The following is a 21755-nucleotide window of genomic DNA, read 5'->3' as shown; positions in this document are numbered from 1 at the left end:
CTCAGGCAGCGAAAGTAGGGTGACTCGCATCACTCGTCAAGGTGATACCGGTACGTTAAGTCGGGTTTTCACCCGGATAGACGTGCGCAACCGGACAGACTTTTGATCACTGAATACGAAAGTCTGCAGCGTTTCGACGTTACACAGTGGACGCGTTCAGCAACGCGGAGTAAGTGACCTGCTCAGCTGCTGAGCGTGAAAGCCCGGTCCGTGGCCGACCACGCGGCCCCGATCACGCCCGCCGTCTCACCCAGCTCGGACAGCACGATCGGGAGGTTTCCGGTGGCCAGCGGCAGGGAGCGGCGGTACACCGCGCTGCGGACCTCGGCGAGCAGCTGGTGCCCGAGCTGGGCCACCCCGCCGCCGATCACCACCATGCCCGGGTTGATGAAGCAGACCAGCGAGGCGATGACCTGGCCGAGCCGCCGGCCGCCGTCGCGGATGAGGTTGACCGCGCCGGCGTCGCCCGCCGCGGCGGCCCGGCCGACGTCGCGGGCGGTGACCGCCCCGCCTCCGGCGGCCGCCTCGGCCAGGTGCGCCGAACGGCCGCTGCGGGCCAGGGCCAGCCCGTCGCGGGCCAGCGCGGCCCCGCCGAAGTAGGCTTCCAGGCAGCCGACCTCCCCGCACGCGCAGGTCGGGCCGAAGTCGTCGAGCCGGATGTGCCCGATGTCGCCCGCCGTCCCGGCGACCCCGCGGTAGACCTTGCCGCCGAGCACGATCCCGCAGCCGATCCCGGTGCCGATCTTGACGAACATCAGGTCGTCGGTCGAGCGCGCGACGCCGGCGTGCCGCTCGCCGAGCGCCATCGCGTTGACGTCGTTGTCCACCGCGACCGGGCAGCCCCAGAGCCCGCCCAGGTGGTCGCGCACGTTGAACCGGTCCCAGCCGGGCATGATCGGCGGCGCGACGGCCATCCCCTCGGCGAAGCTGACCGGGCCCGGCAGCCCGACGCCGGCCGCGATCAGCCGGCCGGGTGCCTCGTCGCGGACCTTCGCCGCGAGCTCGGCCACCCGCCGCAGCACCGGGTGCGGCCCCTGCCGCACATCGCCGTCCTCGACGGTGTGCGCGAGCACCTCGCACGAAGCGTCGGTGACCGCCACCCCGACCGACGTCGCGCCGACGTCCACCGCGAGCACCCGCAGCTCGCCGGCCAGCCGGACCAGCGTCGACCGCCGCCCGCCCCGGCTGGCCGACGGTCCCGCGGCCTCGACGAGCCCGACTTCGGCGAGCCGGGCCACCTCGGCGCCGACCCGGGCCCGCGGCAGCTCGAGCCGCTCCCCCAGCTCGACCCGCGACATCGGGCCGTCGTCCCGGAGCAGAGTCAGCAACCGGGTCTGGTGCCGGGTTTCGACCATCGACTGCTCCGGGGTGGATACCGTGCTCATTCGCCTCAGCCTACTGCGTCGGAACCGGCGTCACGCCGGCCGACGTCGGTGACCGGTGAGGTCCGTGTGGGGGTCACCCGAGCCGGTGCCATGCGCCGCGAACCCGTTCGTCCGCCCCGGTTCCGGGGCAGCCTCCCGCCATCGCGAACCGGCTCTACGACAGGAGGATCGCCATGCGACGGATCACGGCCGCGCTGGGTGCGTTGGCGTTGACGACCGGAGTTCTCATCGGCTCGGCGGGAACCGCCTCGGCCCAGTCCGAGAGCGGGCCGGCGGGCAGGTGCGTCGGCAGCTCGCTCGAGATGTTCGCCACGACGGGCTTGTGTGTCGTCGACCGGAACTTCCCGGTCCTCCTCATCCCGGCCGGCTGACGCTGCCGGCACGGGGCCGCACGGTGGCCGGTGCGGGCGCCGACCACGACCGCCGCGCACCAGCCGGTGCACCTCGGCGCCGCACAGGTGACCGGCAAGCGGGCGCGCTGTGCAGGTGCGGTCCGGATGCGGATTCAGGTGCGGGGTGCGGGTGCCGATCACGACCGGCACCCGCACCCCCGCAGGCGAGCCGGCCGGGCCGCCGGCGGGCGGGTTCGGCATCCTTGCCCGGGTGCCGATCACGACTGAGTTCTGGGCCACCACGGCCCAGGTCATCCCCGCGCTGCTGCTCGCCGTGGTGCTCGCGGAGCGGGCCGACCGGCTGTCGACCGGCCGCGCCCTCGCCGTGACGACCGTCGCCGTGAGTCACTTCCTGTTCGCGTTCGCCGTGGCCGTCCTGCCCCTGGCGGCGGCCGTCTGGCTGGCGATCCGGGTCTGACGCCGGACGCCTCACCGCACCGGCACGGGGAAGTCCGGCAGGGTCAGCGCCGAGTGCTCCGGCCGGGGCGTGCGCGGCGCCGTGGTCAGCTGCCGGAGCGCGGCGTTGCGGCGATCGAGGGCTTCCGCCGTGGTCGGGAAGAGCGTCGCCTGGCCTTCGCCCACCAGGGCCTGGTTGGCTTCGACGAAACCCCGCAACCGGTTCTCGTAGGCGGCGAAGGCCGCCGTGTGGTCCGGGATGGTCGCCAGGGCGTGGCCGAGCAGGTACGCGCCCACGAGGGCGAGGCTGGTGCCCTGCCCGGTCAGGAATGACGGCGCGTGGGCGGCGTCGCCGGCGAGCACGACGCGGCCGGCCGACCAGCGCGGCATGCGGATCTGGCTGATCACGTCGAAGAACAGGTCACCGGCTTCGCGCATCGCCGCGACCATGCGCGGGATTTCCCAGCCGTCGCCGGCAAAAGTGCGGGCGATGAGGTCGCGCTGGGCTTCGGGGTCGCGGAACGCCGCCAGCGGCGGCTCCGCCCGGGCGAAGACCAGGAAGCCGTGGACCTCCTCGCTGTCGAGGACCGCGTACAGCGCCGCGCCCTTGCCGGGCGTGCTCCACGCGAGCCCTTCGCGGAAGAGCCCGAAGTCGTTGGGCATGGTGAACCCGGCGAAGCTGTAGCCGAGGTAGTGGTGGAACGGTGCCTCGTCGCCGAAGACGAGCTCCCGGGTCCGGGAGTGCAGGCCGTCGGCCCCGATCACCAGGTCGTAGGTGTCCCGGTGGCCGCTGCGGAAGGTGACGTCGACGCCGTCGGCGTGGTCGGCGAGGGTTTCGACGGTGTCGCCGAACCGGACCTCGGCGTCGTCGCGCACCAGGTCGTACAGCGTCCGGATCAGGTCGCCCCGGCGGATCTCGAGGTCTTCGCCTTCGATACCGCCGATGACGGCGTCCGGGGCCAGGGCCACGATTTCGCCGCCGTCGGCGTCGAGGAAGGTCAGCCGCCGGGTCGAGATGTGCAGGTCCCGCAGGCGGGGCAGGATCCCCATCCGCTCGACGGCGTCCAAAGCCGTGCCGCGGACGTCGATGGGATAGCCGCCGACCCGGAGTTCGGGCGCCTTTTCCACGAGGGTGACCGCGAATCCGGCCCGCTGCAGCCAGAAGGCCAGTGCCGGCCCGGCGATGCTGGCCCCCGAAATCAAAACGCGCTTCATGACAGCTCCAATAGCTAAGTTAGGTATCTATATTTGAGGTGCGAGAATGCCCCTGATCACTCCCGGCACGACCAACTGTATACCTAAGTTAGCTACCTAAGAGGTGTGATGGCCGACACAGAAGCCGGCGACGGGTCCGACCTGCGCGCCGTGCTGCCCCGGATCCTGCAGCTGGGCACCCTGATGAACCGCAGCGGCCTCGGCGAGCGGGCGATGAAGCGGATCGGGGCCGACCTCGACCGGCCCGGGCTGTCGATCATCCTCGCCCTGCACCTGACCGGGAAGGCGATGCGCGTCGGGGAGATCGCCGACCGGATGCAGGTCGCCGGCCCGCACGTCACACGACACCTGCACGTCCTCGAACGACGCCGGCTCGTGCGCGGCCTGACCGACCCCGACGACCGGCGCGCCCGGCTGGTCGAGCTGACCCCCGACGGCGCCGAACTGGCCGGCCGATACGTCACCACCCTGCTCGGCTGGTTCGACGACGCGCTCGCCGCCTGGGCGCCGGAGGACCGCCGCACCTTCTACGACCTGCTCCTGCGGTTCACCGACGACCTCGCGGCCTTCCTGTCGGCGATCGGCGAAGAGGACTGACGGCCGGCGGTCCCCCGGGCCGCCTGACGCCGTCCCGACCGCGGTGTGCTCAGTGCTGGGCGAACTGCCGGTTCGCCGGCTGGCTGACGCCGGCCTTGACCGGCAGGGGGTCGATGACCAGCCGCTCGCCGTAGATGTCGGTGACCGCGACCGCCCCGCCGCAGCCGGCGCCGTTCTCCGACAGGAAGTAGTTGTAGTCGGTGCGCTGGAGCCGTTTCCAGCTGCCGCCGGCGCGGACTTCCAGCCGGGCCACCGGATTGCGGTGGTCGATCACCTGGATCCCGCACCAGTACTGGGACGATCCGTCCTTGTAGCGAAGCGAAATCTGCTTCGCCGACGGCTGGCTCACCAGCTTCCAGGTGATCGGGATTTCCCCGCGGTTGCGGGCCCCGAGGCGGTCGAACGCCTTCGGGTTCAGATCCAGCTGCCCGACCCGGCACGGCGCCGGGCACAGGTTGGTGATCCGCACCGTCACGCTCGCGCCACCGGCCGCCCGGACTTCGACATAGGCCCCGCACGCCTGGGAACCCTCGAAGTCGGCGACGTTCATCGCCGCGTTCAACGGGTCCTGGCTCGCGTCGTACCCGCACGCGCCGGTGCCGTCCGTGTCGTAGAAGGTGGCCACGCCGGAGTGGCTCGCCCCCGGCTTGATCCGCCCGGCGAGCGGCGCGTCACCCGACGCGGCCGCGGACGACGTCGTCGCCGCGACGCTGGAGGACGCGGGGGTGGTCGTCGTGGTCGACGGCGAAGCTGGTGGCGTGCTCACGGGCGGGGCGGTGACGGCTGTGCCGATCGCGGGAGCGGCGTCCGATCGGTTCGCGGCTTCGGCGGGGACCGTGCCGCCCGCCCGGGTCGCGACCACGGCGACCACAGCCGCTGCCACCACGAGCAACGCCACCACCGACACGATCACCGTGCGTTTGGGCACCGCACCTCCTGCGACCGCGTGCCGGCTAGTTGGTCCACATTAGACAGCATGCGGGGGCGGGTCAACGACGGCGCGGCCGGCAATGTGAGCGTTAACACACCGGGCCGACAGTCCGTCGACAGCGCCGACGCCGGCCTCAGGCGGCGAAGAGGATGTGGCGCAGCGTGCGGGCCAAGTGGTCGATCAGCGCCGGCACCGGCAGCTCCGCGAGCGGCCCGGTGCGGGCGATGTACCGGTTGACCGTCACGCCGATGAGCTGCGCACCGAGCATCGCGACGCGGGCGGCGACGTCCTCGCCGTCGAGGACTTCGCGGTAGGCCCGGATGCTGCTCGCCTCCATCGCGCCGTACAGCTTCGCGGCCGCCTGCTGGTCGGAGGCGATGCTGCGCAGCAGGACCACGAGGGGGTCGACGGCGGCGTTGGCCTCCATCCGCTCCACGTAGGCGCGCGCGACGCGCTCGGGTAGCGTTTCCGGGTCGCCGGCGACCACCTCGTCGAGCTCCCGGTGTCCGGGGACGGCGGCGAGGAACAGCTGCTCCTTCGACCCGAACTGCCGCAGGACCAGGCCGTGGGTGACGCCGGCACGGGCCGCGATGTCCCGCACCGTCGCGCGGGCGAACCCGCGTTCGCCGAAGGCGGCGCGGGCCGCGTCCAGGATGGCCCGGCGGTGGCCTTCCGGGTCGCGGCGATGGGGACGTCGGGTCATGTCCCCCAATTTACCAAGTGGTCAGCAAGCCGCCTATGCTGGTTAATGACCAAATGGTCAACAGGACGGGGAGAGCACATGAGCACCACCATGATCATCGGCGGCACCGACGGGCTCGGCCGCTTCATCGCCCAGCGGCACGCGGACGACGGCGGCACCGTGGTGATCGCCGGTCGCGACGCGGACCGGGCCGAGGCCGTCGCGAAGGAGATCGCGCCGACCGCGCTCGGCCTCGGTCTGGACCTCTCCCGGCCGGAGACCATCGCCGCTTCGGCCGCGGGTGTGCCGGCCCTCGACCACCTGGTCATCACGGCCAGCCACCAGCGCCCGAACACCTTGCGGAACTTCGACATCGCCGAGGCGATCACCGCGGTGACGACGAAGCTGGTCGGTTACGCCGAAGCCGTCAGAGTGCTGCGAGAGCGCTTCACGCCGGAAGCGTCGGTCGTGCTCTTCGGCGGCCTGGCCAAGGAACGGCCCTATCCGGGCTCCACGGTCATCACCACCTTCAACGCCGCCATCACCGGCCTGGTGAAGACGCTCGCCATCGAGATCGCGCCGCACCGCGTCAACGCCCTGCACCCGGGCCTGGTCGGCGACAGTCCCCGGTGGCGCGAAGCCGACCTCGGGGCGCAGGTCGAGCACACCCCGATCGGGCGGCTGGTCACCATGGACGAGATCGCCGACGCGACCGGCTTCCTGCTCCGCAACGGCGGGATCAACGGCCACGACCTGTTCGTCGACGGCGGTTTCCTCACCCGGTGACCCGGACCGGGCAGGGCCAAGGGACTTCCGGGCAAACTTCTGTCACCTCTCGTCATCACGCGATGGTGTGGTGTTAACTGGCGCGACAGACAGAGAGCGTTTCCCCCACTCGGCTGCGACGGCACAAAGCAGTACCGGTTCGCCCGCCCCGCCCGGAAAGGCCCGTTGTCGATGCGAGTGTCCGCCCCGCTGTCGTCCGGTCAGCAGCGCCTTTGGACCGTTTCCCAGCTGGACGGCGCGGGACCGGCCTACAACGAGACCATGGCCTTCACGCTGCGGGGACCGCTGGACCGCGAGGCGCTGCGCCGGGCCTTCGCCACCTTGGCCGATCGCCACGAAGCCCTGCGGACCCGGATCGTCGTCGAGGACGGCGGGCCGGTGCAGGTCGTCGAACCCGCCGGTCACGGCTTTCCGTGCGTCGTCACCGAGATCGCCGGGCCGGGCGAAGCGGCCGAGGTGCGGCGGGCCGACCCGCTCGAGGCGTTCGACCTGACGCGGGCGCCGCTGGCCCGGGCGCGGTTGCTGATCGGGGCCGGGGCGCCGCCCCCCGATCTCCACGCTACCGGGGAGCACCGGCAGTTCCGGGACGACGAGCACCACGTCCTGCTGATCACCGTGCACCACGTCGTCTTCGACGGCTGGTCCCGGACCCTGCTGCTGCGCGAGCTCGGCGTCCTCTACGCCGCTCAGTCGAGCGGCGCAGCGGCGGATCTGCCGCCCGCCCGGCCCTACCGCGAACACGCCCGCGCGCAGCAGGACTGGCTGGCCGGCGACGGCCCGGTGCCGCACGAGGCCTACTGGCGGGAGCGGCTCGACGGCGTGCCGCCGGTGCTGGAGCTGCCCGCCGACCGGCCGCGCCCGGCCCGGCAGGACTTCCGCGGCGCACGGGTGCCCGTCGCCTTCGGCCCGGAGCTCACCGCGCGGCTGACGACGTTGGCGCGCGAACACGGCGTCACGCTCTACTCCACCATCCTGACCTGCTGGTACCTCCTGCTGTCCCGGCTTTCCGGCCAATCTGACATCGTTGTCGGCGTCCCCACCGCCAACCGCGGCGCCACCGGTGCGTACCCCGACACGCTCGGGTTCTTCGTCAACACCCTGGCCGTGCGCGCCGACCTGTCCGGTCCGCGCACCGGTGCCGTCCTGCTCAAGGAGGTCCGCGCCGCCCTGCGGGGCGCGATCGACCACGCCGAGCTGCCGTTCGAACGGGTCGTCGAGCTGGTGAACCCGCCGCGCAGCCCGGCGCACACCCCGCTGTTCCAGACGATGTTCGCCTGGGTGCCGACCCAGCACGACCTCCTGGAGCTGCCGGGCGTGGCCGCCGCACCCCTCGACGTCGAGCACGCGCCCGCGAAGTTCGACCTCGCCCTGGCCCTCGCCGGCGAGAACGGCGATGTTCTCGGACACCTCGACTACGCCGTCGCCCTGTTCGACCACGCGACCGCCGAGCGGTACGCGCGCTACCTCGTCCGGTTGCTGGACCAGCTGGCCACGCGGCCGGACGCCGATCTCGCGGGTTACGAGCTCCTCGACACCGCCGAACGCCACGAGATCCTCACCGCCTGGAGCACCGGCCCGCGGCCGCGACGGCGTCCCGGCGGGCTCGTCGACCGGTTCACCGCCCACGCCGACGCCACCCCCGACGCGCCCGCGGTCGTCTGCGACGGCCGGACCCGCACCTACGGCGAGCTGGACCGCCGCAGCACGAAGCTGGCCAACGCCCTGCGCGCCCGCGGGGCCGGCCGGGGCCGGGTGGTGGGCGTCCTCAGTGGACGGTCGGCGGATCTGGTCACCGCCGTGCTGGGCGTGCTGAAGACCGGCGCCGCCTACCTCCCGCTCGACCCGGCGCAGCCGGCCGCCCGGCGAGCGGCGATGGTCGAGGACGCGTGCCCGGTACTGGTCCTGGGCGAGGACGTCACCGCCATCGAGGCCGAAGGCGACGAGACCCGGAGACCGGTCACGACCGAGCCCGGCGAGACCGCTTACGTGATCTACACGTCGGGGTCGACCGGGCGCCCCAAGGGGGTCGCCGTCACCCACCACAGCGTTCTCACCCTCTTCGACCAATGGCTGGACCGCTTCGGGGCGACCCCCGGCGAAGCGACGTCGGCGTGGTCGAGCATCGGCTTCGACGCCTCGGTGCACGAACTACTGCTGCCGCTGACCACGGGCGCGGTGCTGCACGTCGTGCCCGAGGACGTCCGGCCCGATCCGGCAGCGTTGCTGGCCTGGCTGCGAGAACACCGAGTGGTCCAGGCCTTCCTGCCACCCGCGTACGTCCGGTGGATCGACGAAGATCCCACGCGCCTGCACGGGCTCGCGCTGCGGCAGCTGCTGACCGGCGTCGAACCGCTGCCGGAGGCCGCCCTCGCCCGGTTCGCCGCGGCCGTGCCGGGCCTGCGGATCTGCTTCGGCTACGGGCCGACCGAAGCCACGCTCTACGCGACCGCGCACGTCGACCCGCGGCCGCGGGACCGGCCCGCCCCGATCGGGCGGCCGCTGCCCGGCTCGCGGCTGTACCTCCTGGACGAGCGGCTGCGCCCGGTGCCGCCGGGTGTCGTGGGCGAGGTCTTCCTGGCCGGCGACTGCCTGGCCCGCGGTTACCTGCACCGGCCGGGGCTGACCGCCGAGCGGTTCGTGGCGGACCCCTTCGTGCCCGGCGAAAGGATGTACCGCACCGGAGACCTCGCCCGATGGCTGCCGGACGGCGAAGCCGAGTACGCCGGCCGCCGCGACGACCAGATCAAGCTGCGGGGCTTCCGCATCGAGCCCGGCGAGGTGACGGCCGCGCTGCTGGCCGTGCCCGGGGTCCGGGAGGCCGCCGTGCTGGTGGACCGCGAAGGCGAGCCACGGCTCGTCGCCGGTGTCGCCGGTGACGAGCCGCGGACCCCGCACGAATGGCGGGCCGCGCTGGCGGACCGGCTGCCGGACTACATGATCCCGTCGGTGTTCGCCGCGTTCGACCGGCTGCCGCTCAATCGCAGCGGCAAGCTCGACCGCGACGCCGTACTGGCGCGCGCCCGCACGAGCGCATCGAACAACCCGGTCAACACCGCGGCCCCGCGCGACCACGTCGAGCTGGCCCTGCTGCGGATCTGGCGGGACCTGCTGCTGCACCCCGCGATCGGTGTCTCGGACGGCTTCTTCGACGTCGGCGGCACGTCGATCTCGGCGATCAAGCTGGCCCACGCGATCGGCGTGGAGTTCGGCCGCGAGCTGCCGATCCCGGACGTCATCCTGCACCCGACCATCGAGGCGCAGGCCGCGCTGCTGCGCGCGGACCACCTGCCGGAGACCGGCAGCCTGATCGAGTTCCGCCGCGGCGCCGGGCGGGCCCGCGTCGTCTGCGTGCACCCGGCGGGCGGCACGGCGTTCTGCTACCTGCCGCTCAGCGCCGCCCTGCCCGAAGACGCCGGTGTCCTCGGGATCCAGTCCCCCGGGCTCAACGCCGGTGAGGAGCCACTGCCGAGCGTCGAGGCGATGGCCGAGGAGTACCTGCGGCTGGTCGGCCCGCGGCCGGAGGAAACGCTCGTCCTCTGTGGACTTTCCTACGGCGGGCTGGTCGCCCACGAAATGGGCCGACGGCTCGCGGAGCACCACCCCCGCGTCAGCGTCGTCCTGCTCGACACCACCGCCACCGACGACCCCGCCGGGAAGGCGGCGATCGAGCCGGTGCCCGCGGCCGAGTTCCGCGAGAAACTGGTCCGCTTCAACGGGATGTACCCGGGGATCGAGGACGCGCAGATCGAGCGCTACCACCGCACGTACAACCACAACCGGCTGACCGCCCGCGAGCACGATCCGGGCGAGACGGCGGCGCGCGTGGTGTTCGTCCAGGCCATCGGCGAGGACACCGTCCCCGGCACCGCCGAGTTCTGGCGCCGCCGCGCGCGGGGCGAATTCGAGGTGGTCCCCGCGGACTGCGGGCACTGGGACATGCTGGAAAGCGACGCGCTGCCGCTGGTCGCCGAGATCATCTCGGCCGAGCTGGCGGCCCGATGACGTCGATCGCCCGCCGCGTCCACGACCGGGCCCTGCGGCACCCGGACGCCCTCGCCGTGTCCGACGGCGACCGCAGGCTCACCTACGCCGAGCTGAACGCGGGAGCCGCCACCGTCGCGGAAGCTTTGTCCCACCGGGGAATCCGCCCGGGCGACGCGGTCGCCGTCGGGCTGCCACGCTCGGCGGAACTGATCCAGGTCATGCTGGGCGTGCTGCGCCTCGGCGGCCAGGTCGTCCCGCTGGACCGGCAGAGCCCGCCCGCGCGCCGCGACGTCATCCTCGCCGACGCGGGCGCGGCCGCCGTCGTCAGCGACGAACTGCCCGGCATCGCTCCGGCCGAACTGCTGGCCGGAAGCGCGGAGGCCGGCGTGCCCGCCGAACCCGCACGGGCGTCGTTCCTCTTCGCCACCTCCGGCACGACCGGGCGGCCCAAGGGTGTCGAGGTCCGCGACGCCGGGGTCCTGCGGCTCGCCGAACCCGGCTGGCTCGATATCGGCACGCGGTTCGCCTGCCTGGCCAACCCCGCGTTCGACGCGCTCAGCTTCGAGGTCTGGGTGCCGCTGCTGACCGGCGGCACGTGCGTCGTGCTCGACGACGAAACCGTCCGCGACCCGCAGGCCTTCGCCGACGCGCTGGTCCGCGAGCGCATCGACACGATGTTCGTCACCGCGACGCTGTTCAACGCGGTCGCCGAGACCGTGCCGGGCAGCTTCGCCACGGTGCGCCGCGTCGTCATCGGCGGCGAGCAGCTCAACGCCCCGCTGATCCGCCGCTGGTACCGGGCCAACCCGGACGCGCCGACGCGGCTGCAGAACGGCTACGGCCCGACCGAGACGACGACGTTCGCGCTCAGCTACGCCATCCCGCGCGGCTTCGACGGCGACGTCGTGCCGATCGGCCGCCCGCTGCCCGGCACCGGTGCGGTCGCGGTGACGCCGGACGAACGCGTGGCCACCGAAGGCGAGGTCGCCGAGCTGTACCTCTCCGGAGCCGGCGTCGCCCTCGGCTACCGCGGCCTGCCCGCGGAGACCGGGCGGCGGTTCGTCCGGCTGCCGTGGTTCGACGAGGGCCGCGCCCGGTTCTACCGCACCGGCGACCTGGTCCGGGTGCTGCCGGGCGGCCGGTACGCCTACGTCGGCCGGACCGACCGGCAGGTGAAGGTCCGCGGGTTCCGGGTCGAACCGGGCGAGCTGGAGCAGCGGCTCCTGGCCCACCCGGAGATCCGGCAGGTCCACGTGGCCGTGCGCCGCGCGACCACGGCCGAGCTGCTCGCCTTCGTCGTGGCCGGTGACCTGTCCTTCGAGGCGTACGAAGCACATCTGGCCGAGACCGTACCGGCCTACATGCGGCCGCACCACGTGTTCCGCCTCGGCGCACTGCCGCGGAACGCGAACGGGAAGGTCGACGAAGCCGCGTTGCTGGCGGGCGGGTTCTCGTCCTGGCGGCCGGACACCGGCGGCGACGCGACGGCGTGGGAGCGCGAAGTCCTGGCCGTCGTCACGGAGATCCTCGGCGTCCCGGACCTCCGTCCCGGCGACCGGTGGCTGCGGTCCGGTGGCGACTCGCTCAAGGCGCTGCGCCTGCGGTTCGCGATCCGGGAACGCTGGGGCGCGGACCTGGCGCCGTCGGTCGTGCAACGCGGCACCTTCGCCGATCTCGCCGCGGCGATCTCGGGGGCGGGCCGCGCGGTCTACCCGGAGCCGGCCCCACCGGCCGGCGCGGCCACCGCACCGGCCACCGGTGAACAGCAGCGGCTTTGGCTCGTGCAGCACCGCGATCCGGCCTCCACGGCGTACCACGTGCCGCTCGCGTTCCGGATCACCGGTGCCCCCGACATCGAGGCGTTGCGCCGGGACGTGCGCAGCCTGGTCGAACGGCACCCGGCGCTGCGCACCGCGTTCGAGGCCACCCCCGACGGCCTGCGGCAGGTCACGAAACCGGCGTACGACCCGTGGACCGAGCCCGGCGAGGACTTCTTCACCGCGCCCTTCGACCTCGCCTCGGGCCGGCTGCTGCGCGCGGCCTGGCGTCCCGACGGCACGTTCCTGCTGTGCCTGCACCACATCGCGGTCGACGGCTGGTCGCTCAACATCCTGCTCCGGGAGCTGTCCGGCGCCGCACCGCGGCCGGAGGCGCACACGCCACTCGACTTCGCCGCGTGGCAGTCCAGCTGGTACGCCTCCCCCGGCTACCGCGCCCAGCTGACCGAACGGTCCGACGACGCCGAGCCCCTCGGCGGAGCGTCCCTGGCCGGGCGGCTGCACACGACCCGCATCGGCCGCGAACGCGTCGACGAGTGGGCCGGCGAGCTGGGCTTGACCCGGTTCCAGCTCCTGCTGGGCGTGTTCGCGTGGAGTCTCTACGCGGTGACCGGGCGGACCCGGCCGCGGATCGCCGCGCCGGTGGCGAACCGGCCGGTGCGCGAGTTCGAAGACAGCGTCGGGATGTTCGCCAACACCGTGCGGGTGCCGCTTTCGGTGGACCCGCACGAGGACCTGGACACCCAGCTCCGGCGGCTCGGCGAGGCGGCGGGGGCGGCGCTGGACGACCAGGACGTCGCGTTCGCCGATCTCGCCCCCGCCTACGCGGCCTTCGACTACCTGTTCGTCCTGGAGAACACCGACTTCGGCGCGCTGCGGCTGCCGGGCTGCTCCGTCAGTCCACAGTGGATCGAAGCGGCCGAAGCCAAGTGCGCGCTCACGCTGTCGGTCGTGGAACGCGCCGACGGCTTCGACTGCCTGTGGGAGTACGGGGAAGGCCACTTCACCGAAGCCGAGGCCACGGCCCTCGGCGAAGTCTTCGACCGCGCCCTGCACGGCGACGCCCGGACCCCGGATCGCCGTGACCACGGCCGTGGTGCCGCCACCGGACTGACGTGGGAGACCGTCGCGGAGGGCTTCGCGCGTCAGGTCGCGCGGACGCCAGGCACCCCGGCGCTGACCGGCGACACGACGCTGACCTACGCCGAACTGGACGCGCACGCGGCCCGGCTCGCCGCCACCCTGCCCGCGGACGCCACCGACATCGCGCTGTACTTCCGGCCGTCGGCCGAGCACGTCGTCGCGCTCCTCGCCCTGGCCCGGCTGAACATCACCGCCGTGCCCCTGGACCCGGCGTACCCGCCGGACCTGCTGCGCGCCATGCTCGACCGCGTCCGGCCGCGCTGCGTCCTGCTCGCCCCGGGGGAAACGTTCGAGACCGACGTCGAGCGGCGGTTCGTCACGCTCACCGGCGGCCCGGTGCCGGACGTCCCGGTCCGGCACGCCGGACGGCCGCTCTACACGCTGTTCACCTCGGGCTCGACCGGCGTGCCCAAGGGCGTGCGCGTCCCGGACCGCACCCTGGCCAACCTGCTGCAGTGGCAGGACGCCCCGCCCGCGGCGACGCAGCAGTTCTCGATGCTGTCGTTCGACGTGTCGTTCCAGGAGATCTTCACGACGCTGTGCGGCGGCGGCCGGCTGCACCTGATCCGCCCGGAGTGGCGGCACGACGTCCCGGCGCTGCTGGCGCAGCTGGAGACGGCCGGGATCGAACGGATCTTCCTGCCGTACGTGGCCTTGCAGCTGCTCGCCGAGCACGGCGTCCGGCTCGGGCGGTACCCGGCGCGGCTGCGGGACGTGATCACCGCCGGGGAGCAGCTGGTGTGCACGCCGGCGATCCGCCGCTGGTTCGCCGGGCTGCCCGGCGCACGCCTGCACAACCACTACGGCCCGACCGAAACCCACGTCGTCAGCGCGCTGACCCTGGACGGCGATCCCGCGGCGTGGCCCGACCGGCCCGCCATCGGCCGCCCGGTGGCGAACGCGGTCCTGCGGGTCGCCGACGCCGCGGGCGCGCCGCTGCCGCCGGGACAGGTGGGTGAGCTGCTCATCGGCGGTCTCGCGGCGAACCGCTGCTACCTCGGCGAAGCGGCTCCGGAGAAGTTCGCCGAGCTGCCGGAGCTGTACTACCGCAGCGGCGACCTCGCGCACTTCGACCGTGCCGGGCTGCTGCACTTCGACGGCCGGGCCGACCGGCAGGTCAAGCTCAGCGGCCACCGCCTCGAACTCGGGCAGGTCGAGGCGGCGCTGCTGCGGCACCCGGACGTCGTCAACGCGGTCGTCGCGGCCGAGGGCGACCGGCTGACGGCGTTCCTGGAGTGCCGCCGGACGCCTTCCGCCGCGCAGCTGGCCGATTTCCTCGTGCCGCTGCTGCCGCCGCACGCGCGGGTGGACCGCTTCCGCGTCGTCGACGCCCTGCCGCGCACGCCGAGCGGGAAGCTCGACCGGGACGCCGCTCCCCGGACGCCGGGGACGGATCTCCACCGGACGGCCGTCCGGCCGTCGAGTGAGCTGGCGGCGCTGTTCGAGGAGGTGACCGGCGCGCCGATCGGTCCCGACGAGACGTTCTTCGCCGCCGGCGCCAGTTCGCTGTCGCTGATGCGGTTCCACCTGCGCTGCGCCGAAGCCGGGTACCGGTTCACCGTGGCGGACCTCTTCGAGCACGTCACCCTCCGGGACCTGACGCGGCACCTCGAGAGCGGCCCGGCGCCGGCCCGGGCCGCGGGCCCCGGTTCCGCCGATGAGCCGGTGGCGGTCGTCGGCATGGCGGTGCGGGTGCCCGGCGCGCGGGACCTGGCCGCCTTCTGGGACCTGGTCGTTTCGGGTCGCCGGGGCATCGAGGAGTTCCCGGCGGCGGACGGCCTGGTCGGCGCGCGCAGCATCCTGGCCGACCCGCTGGCGTTCGACCCGGAGCACTTCGGGATCAGTCACCGCGACGCGGCGCTGATGGACCCCCAGCAGCGGCAGCTGCTGATGGCCTGCGTGGAAGCCTTGGCGCACGCCGGGATCACTTCGGGTGCCGGCGTCGGGCTGGTCGCGGGCTGCGGGGAGAACACCTACTTCCGGCAGATGCTGCGCGAGGCCGACCCGGCGGCCCTGCCCGACGGCTTCCAGCTGGCCCTGCACCACGAGAAGGACTTCCTCGCCACGAAGGTCGCCTACCACCTCGACCTGACCGGGCCCGCGTTGACGACCCAGACCGCGTGCTCGAGTTCACTGGTCGCGGTCCACCAGGCGGCGGGGATGCTGCGCGGCGGCGAGGCCGACGTGATGCTGGCGGGCGGCGTGCTCGTCGACGTCACCCTGGCCGAGGGGTACCGGTACCGGCCGCAGCACATCTTCTCGGCGGACGGGCACTGCCGCCCGTTCAGCGACGACGCGGACGGCACGGTGGGCGGCAGCGGCGTCGGCGTGGTGGTGCTGAAGCCGCTTTCGGCGGCCCGGCGGGCCGGCGACACGGTGTATGCGGTGCTCACGGGGTCCGCCCTGACCAACGACGGCGCGGTGAAGCAGGGCTACAGCGCACCGTCCCCGGCCGGGCAACGCTCGGCGATCCGGGCCGCTCTCCGGCGGGCCGGCCGCTCCGGCGCGGACGTCGGCTACGTCGAGGCGCACGGGACCGGGACCCGCCTCGGCGACCCGATCGAGGTGGCGGCCCTGCGCGAGGCGATGCCCGAGGCGGCGGCGTGTGCGTTGTCCTCGGTGAAGAGCCAGGTCGGCCACCTGGGCGCGGCGGCGGGGGTGGTGAGCCTGATCCGCGCGGTCCTGGCGGTGCACCACGGCGTCCTCCCGCCGACGGCGGACTTCCGCGCGCCCAACCCGGCGGTGGACCTGGGGCCGTTCCGGGTGCCGACCCGGGCGGAGCCGTGGCCGGCGGGCCCGCGCGTGGCGGGGGTGAGCAGCTTCGGCATCGGCGGAACGAACGCGCACGTGGTGCTGGAGTCGGTCCGCCCGGTGCCGCCCTCGCGCCCGGATCCGGTGCGGTGCCTGGTGCTTTCGGCTCGCAGCGCGGCGGCGGCGCGCCTCGATGCGGCTCGGGTGGCGGACTACCTGGCGGCCCACCCGGAGTCCTATCTGGACGTACTTCGGCACCTGCAGACCGGCCGCCCGGAGGGGCGCTGGCGCATGGCGGCGGCCTGCGCGGACGCCGCCGCGGCGGTCGAGTGGCTCCGCACCGCCGAGCCGCAAGAGGTGCCCAGCGCGGCACCCGTACGGGAAAGCGCCGTTCCCGACCCGGCACCTGCACGGCAAGAAGCCGCTCCAGACCCGGCACCCGCACGGCAAAAAGCCGTTCCCGACCCGGCACCTGCACGGCAAGAAGCGGCTCCCGACCCGGCACGGTCATGGGAAAGTGCCGCCGAACCGGCTGCCGCTTGGCCGGGCGGCGCTCCCGTCGACTGGGGCCAGGCCCCCGCCCCAGCGCCGTGGGACTTCCCGCCGCCCGCCTTCGCCGCGCGCGACTTCGACTTCCCGCGCCGGGCCGCCGTCGGACGGCTGCCCGAAGCCGAGTGGCTGCACCAGCCCACCTGGGTCCGCCTGCGCCGCGCGGCCACCGCCACCCCCACTGATCGCGTCCTCGTCATCTGCGGCGAAGGCCCGCTCACCGCCCCCGCCCTCGACAGCGCCTATCCGCGCGTCGTGCGGGTCCACGTCGCCGACCGCTTCGCCCGCCTCGGGCCCGACACCTTCGAAGCCGACCCGGCCGACACGACCCACCTCCGCCAGGTGCTGGATGCGTTACCGGCCACCGAAATCGACTGGCTGCACACCCTCCCCCTCGGCATCACCGGCCCCGTCGGCGAACAGTCACTGGACCGGGCGCGCCGGGCCTGCCTCGACACGCCCGCCGCTCTCCTGCGGGCCGCCCACGACCGTCCACTCAGGACGTGGTGGCTCTCCGCCGGTGCCGCGCCCGCGAACGGCGCCGTCACGCGCCCGGAAGCCGGGCTGCTGGCCGGGATCACCGCCGTCGGCCCGCAGGAAAGCGGCATCCCCGGCCACTGGGTCGACCTCGAAAGGCCCGATCTGGACCGAACCGCCGACCTGCTCACCGGCCCCACCCCGCCGGCGCGGGTCGCCCTCCGCAACGGCTTCTGGTGGACGCAGGACAGCGCGCCCGTCGCCGCCACCGAGGTCGGGCTCCACGACGGCACGTACCTGGTCCTGGGCGGCACCGGCGGCATCGGCACCGCGATCGCCGAGGAGCTGCTGGCCCGCACCGGCGGCCGCGTCATCCTGCTCGCGCGCCACCCCTTCCTGCCCGAGGCCCTCAAACCGTGGGCGGACCGCGTCGACCTGCTCGCCGCCGACCTCACCACCGTCACCACCGACGCGATCCCCGCTCCCCTCGCCGGGATCGTGCACGCGGCCGGGACACCGGCCGGCGGTCTGATCGCCACCCGCGGCGAAAGCACGGCGACCGGAAAACTCGCCGGCGCTCTCCTCGTGGAACGGCTCATCGAACGCGACCGGCCGGAGTTCGCCGTCTCCTGCTCGTCGCTGTCCGCGCAGTTCGGCGGCACCGGCCAGCTCGACTACGCCGCGGCCAACGGGTTCCTCGACGCGCTCGCCCACCGCGACGGCCCGACCGCCCGGCTCGCCATCGGCTGGGACGTCTGGCGCGACAGCGGGATGGCCGTCACGGCACTGGAAACCGATCCCCGGCACCAGGCCCACCTGGCCGTCGGCCTGAGCGACGCCGAGGGCCGGCGCACCTTCGCCCGCGCGCTGGCGACGGGTCTTCCGCACGTCCTGGTCGCGACGACCGGCCTCGACGCCGCCCGGACCTTCCACGAACGCGACACCACGCCGGCGGCGAAACCGGCCGCGGCGGACCTGACCGAGGAAGTACGCGCCCTCCTGGGCGTCGCCGAACTCGATCCGGACGTCCCGCTGTACGACCTCGGCGCCGACTCCCTCACGTTGCTGGACGTCGTCGACTCGGTGAAACGCCTGTACGGCGTCGACCTCGACCTCGCCTGGCTCGGCCCGGAGGTCACGATGTCGGCGTTGCTGGCGAAGCTCGCCCAAGCTGCCGACGCCGGCGAAGTGGTCGTGCAGGTCTGGCGCGAAGGCAGCGGCGAACAAGCCGTCTGCCTCGTGCACCCCGTCGGCGGGGACGTGCACGCCTACCGCGCGCTCGTCGAAGCCCTCCCGCCCGGGCTCGGCGTCTGCGTGATCGCCGACCCGGCGCTCGGCCGGCCGGAACCGCCCGGCTGGCCGGTCGCCGACCGGGCCCGCCGGTACCACGCGGCGCTGCGCGCGCAGTTCCCCGGCCGCACCTGGCAGCTGGCCGGGTGGTCGTTCGGCGCCTGGGTCGCGGCCGGTATGGCCGCCGAAGCCGAGGCGGCCGGGCAGCCGGTGCGGGCGCTGCACCTGATCGACCCGCCGCCGCCCGGCGCGAGCGCCGCCGACTACAGCGACGCGCAGCTGGAGACGGTCTTCGAGCGCGAGCTGGGCGCCTCCGGCGGCACCGCGGGCGAGCACGCCCGGCGGCTGGCCCGGGCGTGCCGGGCCAACCTGCGCAGCATGGCCGGGCACGAGCTGCCCCGGCTGGCCGTGACACCCAGCCACGTCTGGCTCGCCACCGAACCCGAGCCCGGCCTGCCGGTGGCCGGCCGCGACGGCTGGCGCGCCCTGCTGCCCGAGCCGAGCGGCTGGCACGAGCTGCCGGCCACCCACTACGGCATCGTGCGCGCCCCGCACGTCACCGAAGTGGCCGCCGCCATCGAACGGTGAGACCCACCGGAGGAAAGGAAACCATGGAGCAGTACGAACTCGACGCCGTCAAGCGGATCACGACGCGGCCGGCGCGCGACTACCGGACCCTGGCGGTGCGGGGCCTGACCCCGGTGCTCGGCGCCGAGGTCTCCGGCCTCGACCTGACGCGGGAACTGACCGAAGAGCAGCTCACCGAGCTGAAGACGGCATTCCTGGACCACCACGTGCTGGTGTTCCGCGACCAGGACATCTCGGTGGAGGACCACAAGCGCCTGGCCGCGAGCTTCGGCGAGCTGCGCCCGGTCAACCCGCCGCCCGAGCACGGCGACCCGTACATCCTCGAGGTCGCGACCGCGCCGGAGTCGGCCAACGTCTTCGGCAACGGCTGGCACGCCGACGGCACCGCCGACGCCGAGCCGTCACTGGGCTCGATGCTCCACATCACGCGGGTGCCCGAGCCGGGCAGCGGCGGCGACACGCTCTTCGCGAACATGCACCTGGCGTACGACATGCTGTCGCCGAAGCTCAAGGAGCTGCTGACCGGGCTCACCGCGATCCACGACGGCGCGCACGCCTTCCGCGGCCACAAGATCCCCGAAGGGTACGAGCCGCCGGTGAGCGAGCACCCGGTGGTGGTGCGGCACCCCGAGACCGACCGGCCCCTGCTGTTCGTCAACCCGGCCTACACCTCGCGCATCCCGCAGCTGTCGGCCGACGAGAGCCAAGCGGTGCTCGACCTGCTGTTCTCGGTCGTGCCGAACCGGCCGATGCTCGCGTGCCGCGTGCGCTGGGAGCCGGACACGCTGGTGTTCTGGGACAACCGCTGCGTCCAGCACCACGCGACGTACGACTACTACCCGCACACCCGCTTCGGTCACCGCGTCGCGATCAACGGCGGCCCGCTCAAAGGCTGACCCCGTCTTCCCCGAGGAGCGCTGTCCCATGTCGTCCGAACCCGTGGTGGACGTCCGCGATCCGGCCGTCCTCGACGACCCGATGCGCGGCTACGACCGCATCCTCGCCGCGTCGCCGGTCTGCCGCGCCCGGCTGCCGAACGGCGTGGAAGGCTGGCTGGTCACCGGCAGCGCCGAGGTGCGCGCCGTGCTGGCGGATCCGGCCGTGCGCAACGACCCGGCCGGCCTGCCGGGTCAGGGCGCGCAGACGCAGGAGGAGGCGTTCCTCGCGCTGGGCACCCCCCGGGAGCACCTGCCCTACCTGCGGGCGAGCCTGCTGAGCCTCGACGGCGCCGAGCACACGCGCCTGCGTCGCAGCATCAGCCACGCGTTCGGCGCGTCGCGGGTCGCCGCGTTGCGCCCGCGGGTGCAGCAGATCGTCGACGAGCTGCTCGACGGCCTGGGCGGCACGGCGAACCTCCTGGACGAGTACGCCTACCCGCTGGCGATGGCGGTGGTGTGCGAACTGGTCGGGGTGCCCGAAGCGGACCGGGCGGACTGGTACCGCTGGGGCAAGGTCCTGGTCGACGGCGACCCGGCGCGGATCACGCCGACGCTGGGTGAGATGTTCGCCTACTGCCACGCTCTGGTGGACCGCCGCCGGGCCGAGCCGCGGGACGACCTGCTCAGCGAGGTCGTCGCCCAGGACGACTTGACCGACGTCGACGTCGTGGCCCTGATCGTGTTCCTGGTGCTGGCCGGCCACGAGACGATGGCGAACATGCTGGCCAACGCGGCGCTGGCGCTGATGCGCGACCCGGCGCAGCGGGAGCTGCTGCGCCGCGAGCCCGAGCTGTGGCCGGCGGCGGTGCGCGAGCTGGTCCGCACGGACGGCCCGGTCCAGCTGGCCCGCTTGCGGTACGCGGCCACCGACCTGGTGGTCGGTGGCGTGCCCATTCGCGCGGGCGACGCGGTGCAGGCGGTGCTCGGCGTGGCCAACCGCGACCCGCGGCAGTTCGCCTGCCCGCACCAGGCGGACATCCGCCGGCAGGCCGAGCACGGCGGCCGGGAAGGCAGCGTGGGATTCGGCTGGGGGCCGCACTTCTGCCTCGGGGTCGCGCTGGCGAAGCTGGAGGCGGAGGTCGCGCTGCGGAGCTTGTTCGAGCGCTTCCCGGAGGTGGCGCCGACGGGTGAGGCGGCGTGGGTGCCGCTGCCGCGCGCCCGGCACCGGGTCGCGTTGGCGGTGCGGCTGCGGTGAACACCCCTGATGTTTCGGTCATCCTGCCCTGCGCCGGGCTGGGCACGCGGTTCGGAGCGCCGTACGCGAAGGAACTGCACTGCCTGGCTCCCGGGGTCACCGTGCTGGACCGCAGCCTCGAAGCCGTGGTGGAACTGGTGAAGAGCGGGCTCAGCGTGCGCGTGGTCGTCGTGATCGGCCCGCACAAGCTGGACACGGTGAAGTACCTGGCGCGCTACGCCGGGACCTTCCAGCTGGTCTTCGTCTACCAGGACGACGTGGCCGAGCCGGGGCTCGACGGCGCGATCCGGTGCGCCCTGCCGCTGACGCGGGGACCGGTGGCGCTCGTCCTGCCCGACATCGTCGTCAGCGGCGTCGACAGCCTGCTTTCCGCGCTGCGGCAGGCGACGTGGCGGGCTGGAGCGTGGTGGCCGCCGAGGAGCGGGATTTCGGCGTGTTGCGGCAGATGGGCGCCCTGACGGTTGCCGGCGGGGACGGCTTCGTGACCGTCGAGGCCGCCGCGGAAAAGCCGGCCGACCCGGCGGGCTTCAACGCGCTCTGGGGCATGGTGGCGGTCACCGAGGACCAGGCCCACCGGCTGCCGGACGTGGCGCGGCGGGACGCGGACAGCCCGCTGGCCGGGGCGCGCGCCCTCATGGTGGCGCGGATCGTCAACTACAACACCACCGAGGGGTGAGC

Annotated in this window: 14 protein-coding genes; 10 read left to right on the top strand and 4 right to left on the bottom strand. The window is 73.7% G+C overall.

Annotated features, from left to right (window positions below):
• Positions 1-182: 182 nt before the first annotated feature.
• Positions 183-1355 (bottom strand): ROK family transcriptional regulator, encoded by a 1173-nt coding sequence (locus QRY02_RS08820; RefSeq protein ID WP_387049079.1) that lies wholly within the window; start codon positions 1353-1355, stop codon positions 183-185.
• Between the two features lie 203 nt (positions 1356-1558).
• On the opposite strand from QRY02_RS08820, the gene QRY02_RS08815 reads away from it, so the two are divergent.
• Positions 1559-1756 (top strand): hypothetical protein, encoded by a 198-nt coding sequence (locus QRY02_RS08815; RefSeq protein ID WP_285991001.1) that lies wholly within the window; start codon positions 1559-1561, stop codon positions 1754-1756.
• 151 nt (positions 1757-1907) lie between these two features.
• Entirely contained in the window at positions 1908-2195 is a 288-nt protein-coding gene (locus tag QRY02_RS08810) for a hypothetical protein (RefSeq protein WP_285991000.1), read from the top strand.
• Positions 2196-2206: 11 nt separating this feature from the next.
• Here the strand turns inward: QRY02_RS08810 and QRY02_RS08805 are convergent, their stop codons facing one another.
• Positions 2207-3388, bottom strand: a complete 1182-nt coding sequence (locus tag QRY02_RS08805) for an FAD-dependent monooxygenase (protein WP_285990999.1) — start codon at positions 3386-3388, stop codon at positions 2207-2209.
• 108 nt (positions 3389-3496) lie between these two features.
• Between QRY02_RS08805 and QRY02_RS08800 the strand changes: the two genes are divergently transcribed.
• Entirely contained in the window at positions 3497-3985 is a 489-nt protein-coding gene (locus QRY02_RS08800) for a MarR family winged helix-turn-helix transcriptional regulator (RefSeq protein WP_285990998.1), read from the top strand.
• 49 nt (positions 3986-4034) lie between these two features.
• Here the strand turns inward: QRY02_RS08800 and QRY02_RS08795 are convergent, their stop codons facing one another.
• The gene (locus QRY02_RS08795) at positions 4035-4913 is read right to left on the bottom strand and encodes an expansin EXLX1 family cellulose-binding protein (protein ID WP_285990997.1); all 879 of its coding nucleotides are present in this window, start codon (positions 4911-4913) and stop codon (positions 4035-4037) included.
• Positions 4914-5049: 136 nt separating this feature from the next.
• The gene (locus QRY02_RS08790; protein WP_285990996.1) at positions 5050-5619 is read right to left on the bottom strand and encodes a TetR/AcrR family transcriptional regulator; all 570 of its coding nucleotides are present in this window, start codon (positions 5617-5619) and stop codon (positions 5050-5052) included.
• 78 nt (positions 5620-5697) lie between these two features.
• On the opposite strand from QRY02_RS08790, the gene QRY02_RS08785 reads away from it, so the two are divergent.
• The 7 genes from QRY02_RS08785 (at position 5698) to QRY02_RS08755 (ending at position 21753) form a co-directional block, all read left to right on the top strand.
• Positions 5698-6384 carry an SDR family oxidoreductase gene (locus QRY02_RS08785; protein ID WP_285990995.1) on the top strand — a complete coding sequence of 229 codons (687 nt, stop codon included), beginning with the start codon at positions 5698-5700 and terminating at the stop codon, positions 6382-6384.
• Between the two features lie 171 nt (positions 6385-6555).
• Positions 6556-10386 (top strand): non-ribosomal peptide synthetase, encoded by a 3831-nt coding sequence (locus QRY02_RS08780; protein ID WP_285990994.1) that lies wholly within the window; start codon positions 6556-6558, stop codon positions 10384-10386.
• Positions 10383-18944 (top strand): non-ribosomal peptide synthetase, encoded by an 8562-nt coding sequence (locus QRY02_RS08775; protein WP_285990993.1) that lies wholly within the window; start codon positions 10383-10385, stop codon positions 18942-18944. The genes QRY02_RS08780 and QRY02_RS08775 overlap by 4 nt, the downstream gene beginning before the upstream one ends.
• Before the next feature lie 23 nt (positions 18945-18967).
• The gene (locus tag QRY02_RS08770) at positions 18968-19840 is read left to right on the top strand and encodes a TauD/TfdA dioxygenase family protein (RefSeq protein ID WP_285990992.1); all 873 of its coding nucleotides are present in this window, start codon (positions 18968-18970) and stop codon (positions 19838-19840) included.
• A gap of 28 nt (positions 19841-19868) precedes the next feature.
• Complete coding sequence (locus QRY02_RS08765) at positions 19869-21077, top strand: cytochrome P450 family protein (RefSeq protein WP_285990991.1); 1209 nt, start codon at positions 19869-19871, stop codon at positions 21075-21077.
• A complete protein-coding gene (locus tag QRY02_RS08760) occupies positions 21074-21535 on the top strand; it encodes a glycosyltransferase family protein (protein WP_285990990.1) in 462 nt (153 codons plus the stop codon). The genes QRY02_RS08765 and QRY02_RS08760 overlap by 4 nt, the downstream gene beginning before the upstream one ends.
• Positions 21511-21753, top strand: coding sequence for a hypothetical protein (locus tag QRY02_RS08755; RefSeq protein WP_285990989.1), 243 nt, complete (start codon positions 21511-21513; stop codon positions 21751-21753). Before QRY02_RS08760 ends, QRY02_RS08755 begins: the two co-directional genes overlap by 25 nt.
• The last annotated feature ends 2 nt before the right edge of the window (positions 21754-21755 follow it).

Origin of the sequence: Amycolatopsis sp. DG1A-15b (assembly GCF_030285645.1) — a bacterium.
In the GTDB taxonomy this organism is placed as follows: domain Bacteria; phylum Actinomycetota; class Actinomycetes; order Mycobacteriales; family Pseudonocardiaceae; genus Amycolatopsis.
The sequence above is the reverse complement of the archived record's forward strand: the minus strand, read 5'-3'. Positions and strand labels throughout refer to the sequence as shown.